Genomic DNA, 14,030 nt, shown 5'->3' with positions numbered 1-14,030 from the left:
TGCCTGCCCAGCTAAAAAAAGTGCCTCGCTTGGTATTTTTGTGGGGCGTATTGGTTCGGATAGTCGTATGTGCCGGTGTTTTGTCCACTGGCGTGGACCCTCAAAAAGGGTCATTTTGTTCACTTTTGCGGGAAAAAGTGTTCCGCAAAAGTGAACGTCAACCCGTAAACCAAGGAATCATGCGGGAAAGTGCAAATTTCACCAGAAGGGGACTGGTGTCTGATTTTCCAGATTCTGCGTGGCCGTCTGAATTGCCGGACACCCTTTAGAAATGGCGAAAACCCGTGTAGTATACTGCTTAACTGGGATGTTGCCTGTGCAGGGAAGTGAAAAAGAGTAAACTATTTGAGTGGATTAGGCTCCACATATCGCGCAGGGTTTCCCGGGTTGGATCGGCGTTTTGGTGAGTCCTTTTTTTCAGACAGCGTGCGGATTTGTGTTTGTGGAATCACCAGAGCTGTGATTTCATAAACCGCTGTTATCCTTGGGAAAGTGTGGTTGGTGATGTTTTGGCACGCAATTTGTTGAAGAGGGTGTGGATTATCGTTCAACCTCTAACTCGCTTTCCAAGGAGCCTTCTATGTCCATAGGAGTTTTGGCCCTTGTCGCCGTTCTTCCCATAGCGCTCGCACTGGTGCTTATGGTGGGCCTTCGTTGGCCTGCAACTAAAGCTATGCCTCTGGCGTGGCTTGTTACCGCACTGGGCGCTATTTTGGCGTGGCAGCTGCCTACCGGGTACGTGGCCGCTCTGACTCTTCAGGGCTTTGTAACTGCCATTGGCATTTTGATCATTGTCTTTGGCGCAATCCTTATTCTGTACACGTTGCAGTACAGTGGTGGTATGGAAACCATTCAGTACGGCTTCCAGAATATTTCTCGCGACAGACGCGTGCAGGCCATCATTATTGGCTACATGTTCGCGGCGTTCATTGAGGGTGCTGCTGGCTTCGGCACTCCCGCTGCGCTGGCTGCACCGCTGCTGCTGAGCCTCGGCTTCCCGCCGCTGGCCGCTGCCGTTATCTGTTTGGTGTACAACTCCTTCCCGGTGACCTTTGGTGCTGTTGGTACGCCTGTCGTCCTCGGCCTGAAGTTCCTGAAGGACCTTGTGGAAGCTGCTGCCGTTTCCGGCCTTGCTGGTGTGAACTTCACCAGCATGGAGTCCTTCAACATGCTGGTTGGCAAGTGGGCTACGCTGCTGCACCTGCCCATGATCTTTATCCTTCCTGTGTTCACGCTGGGCTTCATCACCCGTGTGTTCGGCCCCAACCGCTGCTGGTCTGACGGTTTTAAGGCATGGAAGTTCTGCATGTTTGCGGCTGTGTCCTTCACTGTGCCGTATATGATTTTCGCATGGTTTGTCGGACCCGAATTCCCGTCCATGATTGGCGGTCTGATTGGTCTCGGCATCCTGATCTTTGGTGCCAAGCGTGGCTTCTGCGTGCCTGAGGACACGTGGGACTTTGGTCCTCACAGCAAGTGGGAGGCCGAATGGACTGGTTCTATCGCCCCTGACGAAAAGGCTGAGTTCCGCCCGCACATGACCCAGTTCCGCGCATGGGTCCCCTACGTGCTCATCGGCCTCATCCTTGTTATCACCCGTATCCCCGAGCTTGGCCTGAAGGGCTTCCTCGCTGCCCAGAAGATTTCCTTCACCAACATCCTTGGATACGAGGGCGTTGACGGTGCCATCGCGTACCTGTACCTGCCCGGCACCATTCCCTTTATTCTTGTTGCCATCCTGACCATCTTCATCCACGGCATGAACGGTGATGGAGTGAAGCGGGCATGGACCGAGTCCATCGCGAAGATGAAGAACCCCGCCATCGCGCTGTTCTTTGCTGTGGCGCTGGTGTCCATCTTCCGTGGTTCCGGTGTTGGCAACGAGATGTTCAACCCCAACGGTTATCCCTCCATGCCGCTGGCAATGGCCAAGATGGTTGCCGCCATGGTTGGCAACGCATGGCCGATGTTTGCCTCCTTCGTTGGCGGTCTTGGCTCCTTCATCACTGGCTCCAACACGGTTTCCGATCTGCTGTTTGCTGAGTTCCAGTGGGGCGTTGCCACTACGCTTGACCTGCCCCGCCAGATCATCGTGGCCGCTCAGGCCGTTGGTGGCGGCATGGGCAACATGGTGTGCATCCACAACATCGTGGCTGTGTGCGCCGTGGTTGGCCTGTCCGGCATGGAAGGACAGATCCTCAAGAAGACCGTATGGCCCTTCCTGCTGTACGGCTTGGTCGTTGGCATTGTTGCCAGCCTGATGAGCTTCGTTTTCTTCCCGCACCTCTTCTAAGCGGGAAGAATTGAAGGGTTTCTCGCCGCGAAAGTGGCCCGAAACCAATACAACGTGTGTATGTCGAGATGCCGGGGGCGGGCTTTACCGCCCCCGGTCCATCTCGTAACGTCAGCCCAGAGTTCAGGAGAGTACGATGAATGATGCCCTGATAAAGGAATTTCAAGCCGTAGTCGGCAAAGAGAACGTAATGGACGCCGAGCCTGATAAGCAGGCGTACTCGTACGACTCTGCCGTTCTTGATCCTGTAATCCCCGAACTGGTTGTTCGCCCGACCAATAGTGAACAACTTGGCAAGGTTGTGGCGCTCTGCAACGAGAACGGCATGCCCATTACGCCTCGCGGCGCTGGCACCAATCTCTCCGGCGGAACCATTCCGGGCCGCAATGGCGTGGTGATTCTCACCAATGCCATGAACAAGATTCTTGAGATTAACGAGGAAGACCTGTACGCAGTGGTCCAGCCCGGCGTTGTCACCGCGCAGTTCGCCAACGAGGTTGCCAAGCGTGGTCTGTTCTATCCTCCGGATCCGGGGTCTCAGAACGTCTCCACTCTGGCTGGCAACGTGGCCGAGAACGCAGGCGGCCTGCGTGGCCTCAAGTACGGCGTTACCAAAGACTATGTCATGGGCGTCGATTTCTTTGACGTAAACGGTGGACTGGTGAAAACCGGCTCCCGTACGGTCAAGTGTGTGACCGGATTCAATCTTTCCGCACTGCAGGTGGCGGGCGAGGGCAGCCTCGGCGTCATCAACGAGATCATCCTCAAGCTCGTGGCTCCGCCGCAGGACAACAAGGCCATGATGGCCGTGTTCGATTCCATCGACAAAGCCTCCGAGACGGTTGCCGCCATCATCGCCAACAAGATCGTGCCCTGCACCCTTGAGCTGATGGACAAAAAGACCATCGAGCTGGTGGAAGCCTTCACCAAGGTTGGCCTGCCCACCGAGGCAGACGCCATCCTCCTCATCGAGGTTGACGGCCACCCCGCACAGGTTGCCGACGAAGCCGAAAAGGTTATCGAAATCGCCAAGAAGTGCGGCGCCATCGACGTGAAGGCCGCCAAAGACGCCGCCGAGCGCCACAACATTTGGGAAGCCCGCCGCGCGGCTCTGCCCGCGCTTGCCCGCGCCAGACCGACCACCGTTCTGGAAGACGCCACTGTGCCGCGCTCCCAGATCCCAAACATGATTCGTTCCATCAACGAGATTGCCAAGAAGCACAACGTGATGATTGGCACCTTCGGCCATGCTGGCGACGGCAACCTGCACCCGACCATCCTGTGCGACCGCCGCGACAAGGCCGAGTTCGAGCGTGTGGAAGCGGCTGTTGACGAAATCTTCGACGTGGCACTGTCCCTTAAGGGCACGCTGTCCGGCGAACATGGCATCGGTCTTGCGAAGGCCAAATGGCTGGAGAAGGAGACCTCCAAGGCGACCATCGACTACGCCAAGAAGATCAAGGCGGCCGTGGACCCGAAGGGTATCCTGAACCCCGGCAAGATCATAGGAGCGTAGAGGAATGGCTGACTTGCAAAAACTCGCAACCATGCTGCAGGAACTGGACGACCAGATGGTCGCCTGCATGAAGTGCGGCATGTGTCAGGGCGTGTGCCCCGTGTTTGCGGAATCCATGTCCGAGGCCGACGTCACGCGCGGCAAGATCGCGCTGCTGGAGAATCTGGCGCACGAGATGATCAAGGACGCCGACGGCGTCAAAGAGCGTCTGAACAAGTGTCTGCTGTGCGGTTCCTGTGCGGCCAGTTGTCCTTCTGGTGTTCGGATTATGGACATCTTCCTGAAGGCGCGCTGCATTGTGAACGGCTACCTCGGCCTTTCTCCTGCCAAGAAGGCTATCCTTCGCGGTATGCTCACCCGCCCGAAGCTGTTCAACGCCCTGCTGGACGTTGGCGGCAAGTTCCAGGGGCTGGTGACCTCCAAGGCGGACGACATTATCGGAACGTCCTGCTCCAAGCTGATGAGCCCCATCATCGGCGACAGGCACTTCAAGCCGCTGGCGAAGAAGGCCTTCCACCGCGAAGTTCCGAGTTTAGATACCACGCCGGGCGCTTCTGGCATTAAGATTGCTTTCTATCCCGGATGCGCTGTGGACAAGTTCTTCCCCAGTGTCGGCATGTCCGCGCTGAAGATCTTCAAGCACCACGGCGTTGGCGTGTTCATGCCCGAAGGGCAGGCATGCTGCGGACTTCCGTCGCTGGCTTCCGGCGATATGGAGTCCTTTATGCGGCTGGTGCAGAAGAACGTGGAGATGTTCGGCAAGGTGCCGTTCGACTATTTGGTCACTCCCTGCGGCTCCTGCACGGCAGCATTTAAAGAAGTGTGGCCCAAGTTTGCTGCGGAGATGCCCTCCGCCATTCGCCACACGGCGATGGAGCTGGCCGACAAGGCCATCGACATCAACCAGTTCATTGTGGACAAGCTCGGCGTCGAGGTCGCGGAAGAGGCCCCCAAGGGCGGCACTCCCGTCACGTACCACGACCCGTGCCATTTGGATAAGTCGTTGCACGTCACCGCGCAGCCCCGTGCTCTGCTGAAATCAAACCCGGCCTACGACTTCCGGGAGATGAACGAGCACAACAGGTGTTGCGGGAATGGCGGCAGTTTTAACCTCTATCACTACGACGTTTCCAAGAAGATCGGTGAACGCAAACGACAGAACATCGTCGACTCCGGGGCCAAGGTCGTCACGACCGGCTGTCCCGCGTGTATGCTGCAGATGAGCGATCTACTCTCGCAGCACGGCGATGGCATCACCGTAAAGCATGTCATCGAGATCTACGCGGAAACGCTCGGCTAACAAACCGCGTACGGGCGGCGGCCATGGCCGCCGCCCGGAAACAGAGGAATCGCCATGTCGAAAAATCTGTACATCACCGCAACCGAATCCCGGAGCGGTAAGTCGGCCATCGCCCTCGGCGTGATGCAGCTGCTCACGCGCGATGTGCGCAAGGTCGCCTTCTTCCGTCCCATCATCAACAACAACGCTGATGGTGCCCGGGACCACGACATCAACCTCATCCTCAAGCAGTTCAATCTGGACATCGCCTACGAGGACACCTACGCCTGCACGCTGACCGAGGCCCGCGAACTGACCAACAGCGGCCAGCACGCTCAGCTGCTTGAGAACATCCTTGCCAAGTACAAGGCCCTGGAGGCCGAGTACGACTTTGTGCTGTGCGAAGGCACGGACTTTCAGGGCAAGGACGCCGCTTTTGAGTTTGACCTCAACGCCGACATCGCCGCCAACCTCGGTTGCCCGGTGATGCTCATCGTTTCCGGCCGTTCCAAGAGCGACGAGGAGATTGTCGAATCCACCCAGCTGACCATCGACACGATGGAAGAGAAGGGTGTTGAAGTTGTTGCGGCTGTTGTGAACAGGGCCGAAAAGGATGCGGACATCGCCTCCATCAAGTCCGACATCGAATGCAAGGTGCGCTGCGCCCAGCCCCTGTCCGTCTACGTCATTCCGGAGGAGGAAGGCCTCGGCAATCCTACCATCAAGGACGTGATGAGCTGGCTGGACGCCAAGGTCCTGTACGGACATGGCCGCCTGGAAACGCTGGTGGACGACTACCTCGTCGCCGCCATGCAGATTGGCAACTTCCTCGACTATCTTTCCAAGGGCAGCCTCATCGTCACCCCCGGTGACCGTGAAGACATCATCATTACTGCTCTGGCGTCCCGGCTGTCTGGCGCCTACCCCGACATCTCCGGCATCGTCCTGACCGGCGGCCTGCAGCCCTCGGCCAACATGCACCGCCTTATTGAAGGCTGGACCGGCGTGCCGCTGCCCATCCTTTCCGTGAAGGGCCACACCTACCAGACCACGCAGAAGCTGGCCGAACTCTACGGCCGCATCGACCCCGAGGACCAGCGCAAGATCGCCCTTGCCCTCGGCACCTTCGAGAGCCACGTCAACGGCGCGGAACTCTCCGAGCGTCTGGTTGCCAGAAAGTCCACCAAGGTCACCCCGAAGATGTTCGAGTATAACCTTGTGGAAAAGGCCAAGAGCCACAGAATGCGCATCGTCTTGCCCGAGGGCGAGTGCGACCGCATTCTGCTTGCCGCCGAGATTCTGCTGCGCCGCAATGTGTGCGAGGTCATCATTCTTGGCGACACCGCCAAGCTGAAGGCCAAGGTGTCCGAGCTGGGCGTCAACCTCGACGGTGCGACCATCATCGACCCCGCCACCTCCGACCTGCTGGACGAATACGCCCAGACCTACTTCGAGGCGCGCAAGCACAAGGGCATCCTCATCGACGAAGCCCGCGACAAGATGCTCGACCCCACGTACTTCGGTACCATGATGGTGCACAAGGACCACGCCGACGGCATGGTTTCCGGCGCCATCAACACCACGGCCCACACCATCCGTCCGGCCTTTGAGTTCGTGAAGACCAAGCCCGAGGCGTCCATCGTCTCCAGCGTGTTCCTCATGTGCCTGAAGGACCGCGTCCACGTCTTCGGCGACTGCGCCGTGAACCCGAACCCCAACGCCCAGCAGCTGGCCGAGATCGCCATCGGCTCCGCCCAGACGGCCCGCATCTTTGGTGTGGACCCCCGCGTGGCCATGCTGTCCTACTCCACGGGCGCTTCCGGCAAGGGTGCCGACGTTGAAAAGGTGAAGGAAGCCACCGCGCTGGCCAAGGAAAAGGCCCCCGAGCTGCCGCTCGAAGGTCCGCTCCAGTTCGACGCCGCCGTGGATCCCGACGTGGCCGCCACCAAGATGCCCGGCAGCGATGTTGCGGGCAAGGCGACTGTGTTCATCTTCCCGGACCTGAACACCGGCAACAACACCTACAAGGCAGTGCAGCGTTCCTCCGTTGGCGCGGTGGCCATTGGTCCCGTGCTGCAGGGCCTCAACAAGCCCGTGAACGACCTGTCCCGTGGCTGCACCATCCCCGATATCGTGAACACCGTGGCTATTACCGCCATTCAGGCGCAGGCTGAAAAAGGGCTCGTCTAGGCCCGTTTGAATAGAAAGGATAGAAACATGAAGATTTTGGTTATCAATTCCGGCAGCTCCTCCATCAAGTATCAGCTGTTCGACATGGCCGCCGATTCCGTGCTGGCCAGCGGCGTTGTGGAACGCATCGGTCTGGACATGGGTGTCCTCTCCCACAAGCGCTACCCCGACACCGATCAGGAATCCAAAAGCGTTTTCGAACAGCCCATCGCGGACCATGAGGTCGGCATGGAGCTGGTCATCGAGAAGCTGGTCTCCAAGGAGATTGGCGTTATCACCGATACGTCCGAGATCGAGGGCGTGGGTCACCGTATCGTCCACGGCGGCGAAAAGTACACCACTCCCATGATCGTTACCGAGGAAGTGAAGAAGGGCATTGAAGAGGTTGCACCTCTCGCGCCCCTGCACAACCCCGGTCACCTCGCCGGCATCAACGTGGCCCAGCGCCTGTTCCCCAATGCCGGCCATGTGGTTGTGTTCGACACCGCCTTCCATCAGACCATGCCCCCGCACGCGTACCACTACGCGCTGCCCTACGAGATGTACGAGGAACTGCACGTGCGCCGCTACGGCTTCCACGGCACCTCCCACCGCTACGTGGCCGGTCAGGCCGCCGAGTTGCTGGAGCGCCCGCTGGACGAGCTGAACCTCATCACCGTCCACCTCGGTAACGGCAGCTCCGTGACCGCCATCAAGGACGGCAAGTGCATCGACACCTCCATGGGCCTCACCCCCACCGGCGGCGTCATCATGGGCACCCGTACCGGTAACATCGACCCCACCATCCTTGGCTTCATCGCCCGCGAAAAGGGCATGACCATTGATGAACTGGACGAAATGGTCACCAAGAAGTCTGGCCTGCAGGGCCTGTGCGGTATGTCCGACCTGCGCGACATCCACGCCGCCTGCGAAAAGGGCGACGAGCGCGCTCAGCTTGCTCTGGACATGCTCTGCCACCGTGTGCGCCAGTACATCGGCGCCTACATGGCCGAACTCGGCCGCGTTGACGGCATCGTCTTCACCGCCGGCATCGGCGAGAACGACGACATCGTCCGCGCCAAGACCCTGAGCGGTCTGGAGAACTTTGGCATCGAGCTGGATACCGAAGCCAACGCCCAGCGCCCCGGCGACTGGATGCGCATCTCCACTGAAAGCTCCCGCACGCCCGTGTTCGTCATCCGCACGAACGAAGAGCTTGCCATCGCGCAGCACACTGAGGCCCTTATCGGCACCAAGTCTGCGTAATCCACTCACATAAGGGTAGGGACCTCCTCTGTGCCGGAGGTCCCTACCTTTTCTTTAAGGAATCCGCGTCCTGACGGAGTGCGGAATGGACAGTAACGTGCCCGATATGGGGAGGAATACGTATGAGCTCAAATGAACAACTCGTTACGGAGTTCTCGGAGCGCGCCACCAAGGTCGGCGCTACCGTCTCCGAGGTGAAGAGCCTTTCCGAGGCTTTTGCCTACACCATGGATCTCTGCTCGAAGAAGGACGCCTGCCAGCTGCTGCTTTCCGGCTGCGGCGAGGCTCTGTCCGACGGCGCGCAGGCTACCTGTGACGCCAAGCAGGACAAAGTCATTTCTGCCCCTGCCCTTGATGATGACGCCTTTGCCGAACTCGCAGGCCTGTGCGAGGAGGGCGGCTTTACGCTGATCAAGGAAGGCATGCGCAACCATCTGGCCGGTATCGACATCGGCGTGACCGTTGCTGACTACGGCGTTGCGGACTCCGGCACCCTGGTGCAGCAGTCCTCCAGCGAAGAGGTCCGCCTGACCACGATGATTGCCGAGAATCATGTCGCCATTCTGCCCAAGTCCCGCCTGCGCGCCACTACCTACGAGGTGGAGAAGGATTTCGTCTCCATGGTGGACGATTCCCCCAGCTACATGGCGTTCATCACCGGACCGAGCCGCACCGCCGACATCGAGCGCGTGCTTGCCATGGGTGTTCATGGCCCGCTGGAACTGCACATTCTGCTGCTGGAGGACTAGGATGCAGGACGTAAAGACGAAATCCCTCTCGGATTACCGCAAATTTTGTAAGGAAGCCCTCGACGACGACTTTCTGCGTCAGGCCATGGACAACTTTGCCACCGCCTACCGCGCCAACCGCATCAATGCCTTTGCCGATGTGAATGAGCGCGAGCTCATCGGCCACATTGCCGATGCCAAGGACGAAGCCATCCAGCGCCTGCCCGAGCTCTTTGAAGAGTTCAAGGCCAAGGCCGAGGCCGCAGGCGTGCACGTCCACCTCGCCAAGACCGCCCGCGAAGCCAACGAGCTTATCGCCAAGATCGCCCGCGACAACGACGTGAAGAAGATCATCAAGTCCAAGTCCATGACCGCTGAGGAAACCCACCTCAACCATCACCTCGAAAGTGAGTTTGAAGTGGTGGAGACCGACCTTGGCGAATGGATCATCCAGATGCGCAAGGAAGGCCCTTCGCACATGGTCATGCCGGCCATCCACCTGTCCCGCTATCAGGTGCGCGACCTCTTCACCGACGTCACCGGCAAGCAGCAGGACTCCGACATCCAGAAGCTGGTGAAAGTGGCCCGCCGCGAACTGCGCCGCCACTTTGCCGAGGCAGACATGGGCATCTCCGGCGGCAACTTTGCCGTTGCCGAGACCGGCACCATCGGCCTGGTCACCAACGAAGGCAACGCCCGTCTGGTCAGCACGCTGCCCCGCGTGCACGTTGCCCTGTGTGGCCTGGACAAGCTGACCCCCACCATCCACGACGCCCTGCGCGTGCTCAAGGCCCTGCCGCGTAATGCCACCGGTCAGGCTCTGACCTCCTACATCACGTGGATTACCGGTGCCAACGAGTGTGCCACCACCACGGACGGCAAGAAGGAAATGCACGTGGTCTTCCTCGACAACGGCCGTAGCGCCATGGCCGAGGACAAGGACTTTTCGCAGGTGATGCGCTGTGTGCGCTGTGGCGCATGCGCCAACGTCTGCCCCGTGTACCGTCTGGTTGGCGGCCACAAGATGGGTCACGTCTACATCGGCGCCATCGGCCTCATCCTGACCTACTTCTTCCACGGCCGCGACAAGGCCAAGAACCTTGTGCAGAACTGCATCAACTGTGGCGCATGTAAGGAAGTCTGCGCCGCGGGCATCGATCTGCCGCGCCTCATCAAGGAAGTGCACGCCCGTACCGTCGAGGAAGAGGGCCACCCCCTGTACTCCACGCTGCTGGGCAAGCTGATGAAGAACCGCAAGCTCTTCCACACCCTGCTGCGCACGGCCAAGGTTGGTCAGGTGCCCATGAAGGATAAGGAAGGCTTCCTGCGGCACCTGCCGCTGATGTTCTTCAAGGAGCACAACTTCCGCGCTCTGCCCACCGTGGCGGACAAGCCCTTCCGCGATATGTGGAAGGAGATCGAGCCCCGCCTGAAGGGTAGCGGCCTGCGTGTCGGCCTCTTTGCCGGTTGCGTGCAGGACTTTGTGTACCCCGAGCAGATGGACGCCGCCGTGAAAGTGCTGGAGAAGAAGGACGTCCAGATGGCGTTCCCCATGGACCAGTCCTGCTGCGGTCTGCCCCTGCAGATGATGGGCGAGATGTCTCACGCCGCCGAGGTGGCGGAGCAGAACGTGTCTGCCTTTGATCCGGCGGAATACGACTACATCATCACCCTGTGCGCCTCCTGCGCATCGCACCTCAAGCACAACTACCCCAAGCTGCTTGAAGACAACGCCGCCATGAAGGTGAAGGTGCAGCAGTTTGCGGACAAGGTCATCGACTTCAGCTCCTTTGTGCGCGACGTCCTCGGCTACGACACGGACGATTTCAAGACCGTGGCCGTCACCGAGAAGACCACCTACCACGCTCCCTGCCACCTGTGCCGTGGCCTCGGCGTGAAGGAAGCCCCGCAGGACCTCATCCAGAAGTCCGGCCTCGACTACGCCAAGGCCGACGAGGAAGACGTGTGTTGCGGCTTCGGGGGTACCTTCTCCGTGAAGTTCCCCGAGGAATCCCGCGAGCTGCTGAACAAGAAGCTCGACAACATCAAGAAGACCGGTGCCAAGCAGTTGCTGACGGACTGCCCCGGCTGCGTGATGCAGCTTCGTGGCGGTGCCCGCCGCCGTGGCGATTCCATCAAGGTTCGCCACATTGCCGAGGCACTGGCTGAACGCCTGAAATAATGCCTTGAAGCCGGAGCCATCCCGGTGGCTCCGGCCACGGCGTCCCCCGGTCATGCCCAGCATGGCCGGGGGATTGCCGTATCTGAAGGGGCGCTCTGGAGCCCCCTGTCCAGATGGGCGGGAAGCAGAGGACAACGGCGACGTTTCCCGCTATTCTGCATCCAGAAACGCCGGGGCCCACCCGCCGCGGCGACGCACAGGGAGGAATGATGAAAGGAAAGACCAAGCGCGAGTCCGCCACCACGCTGAACCAACGGATGCTCCCGCAGGATGCCAACCCCGCGGGCAACGTCCATGGCGGTGTTACGCTGAAGTACATCGACATCGCCGCCGGCACCGTGGCCATGCGCCATTGCCGTTCCAACGCCGTCACCGCGTCCATCGACCGCTTGAACTTTTTGCAGCCCGTGTACGTGGGCGAGATGGTCAGCTTTAAGGCCAGTCTGAACTATACGGGCCGTACGTCCATGGAAATTGGTGTGCGTGTGGAGTCCGAGAACATGTTCACGGGCGAGAAGCGCTACTGCGCCTCGGCCTATGTAACCTTTGTGTCCCTCGATAAGGACGGCAAACCCCGCGAGGTCCCGCCCCTGATTCTGGAGACAGACGAAGACCACCGCCGCTGGAATGAGGCCGAAAACCGCCGCCGCATCCGCAGGCAGGAGCGCCAGCGCGAGAGCGAATCCCAGCACGGCAACCCCTGACACTCAGCCCGCTCCCGCGCGGCTTGGAGGCCAAAATGATCAAGCATATCGTGATGTGGACCCTGAAGGACGAAGCCGAAGGTGCGCCCAAGGCTGAAAACGCCAAACGTATGAAGACCATGCTCGAAGACCTGAGGGGCCGCGTCCCCGGCCCGTTGGAGCTTGAAGTGGGCATCAATATCGACCCCGAAGGCGGCGTGAGCGATGTGGCGCTGTACACCACCTTCGAGGACACCGACGCCCTTGCCGCCTACGCCGTGCACCCCGAGCACCTGAAGGTGGTGGAGTTCATCAAAAAGGTCGTGACCGAGCGCCGCTGCGTGGACTACCGCGTAGACTAGGTGATGTTTTTTCGCGCGGCGATGAGCGCTGCGCAAGACGCTTCAACGGCCCGCCTTTGGCGGGCCGTTTGTCGTTTTGGGGCAATAGGTCAGATGGTGCGCTGTGGGCGCAATTGCACGACGGCGATGCGCCAGCCGCCAAGGTCCAGATATTGATCGTAGGACAGGGCCAGCGGTTTGCCGAGGCGGACGATGTCCGAGAGGTCAAAGGCCATGCGGACTTCGGCCACGGCGGGTAGGCGGTCCATAACAAAGACCACCAGCGTGTGGGTGGAAAGCTGGTCGAGACTGGTCAGGCCGTCTTCGGGCATAACATTGAGGGCGCTGAGGGTATGATAGATGCCGGTCCAGTGTTTTGGCAGTTCATCGGCCTGCGGCATGGCATCCTTGGGGATGAGCATGGCTGTAATGCGTGGATGCTCTACGGACACAGGCGCGGCCTGCGCGGCGTCGATGTGCAGGCCGCCGCGGCCTACGGTGTAGGTGGCGCTGTACATGATGCGTGCGGCGCGTCCGTTGGCGTCGGCAACGCGGAGTATGCCGCTGGCAAAACGCCCCTGTGGGCCGTCGCCCCGCTCGCGTGAGTCGTAGAGCGTATGTTCGGCCACGGTAAAGCCGGGGTAGTCGAAGTCGTCGTCAAGGGCGTCCGCGACTTCCGGCGGCATGTGGGCGCCGTTGAGGGGGGCGCCTTGTATGGTGGCGAAGATGGCGCGGGCGGCGTAGTCCGCATCGGCGGGAATAGCGTCACCGCGTGCGGGCAACTGCTGCGGCACGGGCGCAAGGCGCGTGGGGTAGCCGGCGCACGCGGCCAGCGCCGCAAGAAGGACAAGGCCGATGTAGAATGGCATCAGCCACGAGCGTATTGGCATGGAGCCCTCCGGGGATGGATGTCACGAAAGGCACACCATAGCACAGGACGGGCAGGAGTGCAGGGGAAAATGGCCCATGCGCGAAGCCCCGGCGTGATGCCTTGCAATGCCGGGAGGGTAGAGCGCAAAAAAAAGCCGCTACCGGGAGGGGCAGCGGCTGGCGGCTATCGGGAGTAGGTGCCCATGGTTTGGGCCGAGTCGAGAATGTGTCCGTCCATGGCGGCGAGGAGGGCGTCGCGCGTGGCATTTTTGGGGTCAAGGTCCAACTCGCAGTCCAGCGCGTACACGGTGAAGATGTAGCGGTGCTTGCCGTGGCCTTCGGGTGGGCAGGGACCATTGTAGCCGAGGTTGCCCCACGAGTTCAGCCCCTGCTTCATGCCGGAGGGGTGCTCCTCGGTGCGGGGAATCTTGGCCGCAAGGCGAAAGGCCACGCCGGGGATGCCATAGACAACCCAGTGCGTCCACGTGCCGCCCGGAGCGTCCGGGTCTTCGCAAAGCAGGGCAAAGGACTGCGTGCCCTCGGGGGCATCGTCCCAGTCAAGTGCTGGGGAAAAGTCGCTGGCGTCGCAGGTGAACTGGAGAGGGATGCGCGTCCCCTCCTGAAAAGAGCTGCTGTAGAGTTTCATGGGGCTAATCTCCTGCTGGTTGTAAGGTCGGCGCATCCTAGCAGAGGGGGCACCGGG

Annotated in this window: 11 protein-coding genes; 9 read left to right on the top strand and 2 right to left on the bottom strand. The window is 60.3% G+C overall.

Features of this window, described 5'->3' with window-relative positions; translation table 11 throughout:
* Positions 1–580 precede the first annotated feature (580 nt).
* The 9 genes from ACI3L3_RS02460 to ACI3L3_RS02420 all read left to right on the top strand — a co-directional run bounded on the left by ACI3L3_RS02460 (position 581) and on the right by ACI3L3_RS02420 (position 12,478).
* Positions 581–2,293 carry an L-lactate permease gene (locus ACI3L3_RS02460; RefSeq protein ID WP_404843508.1) on the top strand — a complete coding sequence of 571 codons (1,713 nt, stop codon included), beginning with the start codon at positions 581–583 and terminating at the stop codon, positions 2,291–2,293.
* A gap of 136 nt (positions 2,294–2,429) precedes the next feature.
* Positions 2,430–3,809, top strand: a complete 1,380-nt coding sequence (locus tag ACI3L3_RS02455; protein ID WP_404843507.1) for an FAD-binding oxidoreductase — start codon at positions 2,430–2,432, stop codon at positions 3,807–3,809.
* Positions 3,810–3,813: 4 nt separating this feature from the next.
* The gene (locus tag ACI3L3_RS02450) at positions 3,814–5,109 is read left to right on the top strand and encodes a (Fe-S)-binding protein (protein ID WP_404843506.1); all 1,296 of its coding nucleotides are present in this window, start codon (positions 3,814–3,816) and stop codon (positions 5,107–5,109) included.
* Between the two features lie 54 nt (positions 5,110–5,163).
* Positions 5,164–7,278, top strand: coding sequence for a phosphate acetyltransferase (pta, locus tag ACI3L3_RS02445; RefSeq protein WP_404843505.1), 2,115 nt, complete (start codon positions 5,164–5,166; stop codon positions 7,276–7,278).
* Positions 7,279–7,305: 27 nt separating this feature from the next.
* Positions 7,306–8,523: an acetate kinase gene (locus ACI3L3_RS02440; RefSeq protein ID WP_404843504.1), complete on the top strand. Its 1,218-nt coding sequence runs from the start codon at positions 7,306–7,308 to the stop codon at positions 8,521–8,523.
* 122 nt (positions 8,524–8,645) lie between these two features.
* The gene (locus ACI3L3_RS02435; protein ID WP_404843503.1) at positions 8,646–9,272 is read left to right on the top strand and encodes a lactate utilization protein C; all 627 of its coding nucleotides are present in this window, start codon (positions 8,646–8,648) and stop codon (positions 9,270–9,272) included.
* Position 9,273: 1 nt separating this feature from the next.
* Entirely contained in the window at positions 9,274–11,433 is a 2,160-nt protein-coding gene (gene ldhH, locus ACI3L3_RS02430; protein ID WP_404843502.1) for an L-lactate dehydrogenase (quinone) large subunit LdhH, read from the top strand.
* A 209-nt stretch (positions 11,434–11,642) separates the two neighbouring features.
* Positions 11,643–12,137: an acyl-CoA thioesterase gene (locus ACI3L3_RS02425; protein ID WP_404844108.1), complete on the top strand. Its 495-nt coding sequence runs from the start codon at positions 11,643–11,645 to the stop codon at positions 12,135–12,137.
* A gap of 35 nt (positions 12,138–12,172) precedes the next feature.
* A complete protein-coding gene (locus tag ACI3L3_RS02420; protein ID WP_404843501.1) occupies positions 12,173–12,478 on the top strand; it encodes a Dabb family protein in 306 nt (101 codons plus the stop codon).
* A gap of 89 nt (positions 12,479–12,567) precedes the next feature.
* Here the strand turns inward: ACI3L3_RS02420 and ACI3L3_RS02415 are convergent, their stop codons facing one another.
* Together ACI3L3_RS02415 and ACI3L3_RS02410 are read right to left on the bottom strand one after the other, a co-directional pair.
* Positions 12,568–13,347, bottom strand: a complete 780-nt coding sequence (locus tag ACI3L3_RS02415) for a hypothetical protein (protein ID WP_404843500.1) — start codon at positions 13,345–13,347, stop codon at positions 12,568–12,570.
* Positions 13,348–13,511: 164 nt separating this feature from the next.
* A complete protein-coding gene (locus ACI3L3_RS02410) occupies positions 13,512–13,973 on the bottom strand; it encodes a YbhB/YbcL family Raf kinase inhibitor-like protein (RefSeq protein WP_404843499.1) in 462 nt (153 codons plus the stop codon).
* Positions 13,974–14,030: the final 57 nt, after the last annotated feature.

It is taken from the genome of Desulfobaculum sp. SPO524 (assembly GCF_044987625.1).
Classification (GTDB): domain Bacteria; phylum Desulfobacterota; class Desulfovibrionia; order Desulfovibrionales; family Desulfovibrionaceae; genus Desulfobaculum.
The sequence above is the reverse complement of the archived record's forward strand: the minus strand, read 5'-3'. Positions and strand labels throughout refer to the sequence as shown.

Bases quoted from the DNA above. Each gene is read 5' to 3' on its own strand.
- ACI3L3_RS02460 (WP_404843508.1), top strand. From the start codon at position 581: ATGTCCATAGGAGTTTTGGCCCTTGTCGCCGTTCTTCCCATAGCGCTC.
- ACI3L3_RS02455 (WP_404843507.1), top strand. From the start codon at position 2,430: ATGAATGATGCCCTGATAAAGGAATTTCAAGCCGTAGTCGGCAAAGAG.
- ACI3L3_RS02450 (WP_404843506.1), top strand. From the start codon at position 3,814: ATGGCTGACTTGCAAAAACTCGCAACCATGCTGCAGGAACTGGACGAC.
- pta (WP_404843505.1), top strand. From the start codon at position 5,164: ATGTCGAAAAATCTGTACATCACCGCAACCGAATCCCGGAGCGGTAAG.
- ACI3L3_RS02440 (WP_404843504.1), top strand. From the start codon at position 7,306: ATGAAGATTTTGGTTATCAATTCCGGCAGCTCCTCCATCAAGTATCAG.
- ACI3L3_RS02435 (WP_404843503.1), top strand. From the start codon at position 8,646: ATGAGCTCAAATGAACAACTCGTTACGGAGTTCTCGGAGCGCGCCACC.
- ldhH (WP_404843502.1), top strand. From the start codon at position 9,274: ATGCAGGACGTAAAGACGAAATCCCTCTCGGATTACCGCAAATTTTGT.
- ACI3L3_RS02425 (WP_404844108.1), top strand. From the start codon at position 11,643: ATGAAAGGAAAGACCAAGCGCGAGTCCGCCACCACGCTGAACCAACGG.
- ACI3L3_RS02420 (WP_404843501.1), top strand. From the start codon at position 12,173: ATGATCAAGCATATCGTGATGTGGACCCTGAAGGACGAAGCCGAAGGT.
- ACI3L3_RS02415 (WP_404843500.1), bottom strand. From the start codon at position 13,347: ATGCCAATACGCTCGTGGCTGATGCCATTCTACATCGGCCTTGTCCTT.
- ACI3L3_RS02410 (WP_404843499.1), bottom strand. From the start codon at position 13,973: ATGAAACTCTACAGCAGCTCTTTTCAGGAGGGGACGCGCATCCCTCTC.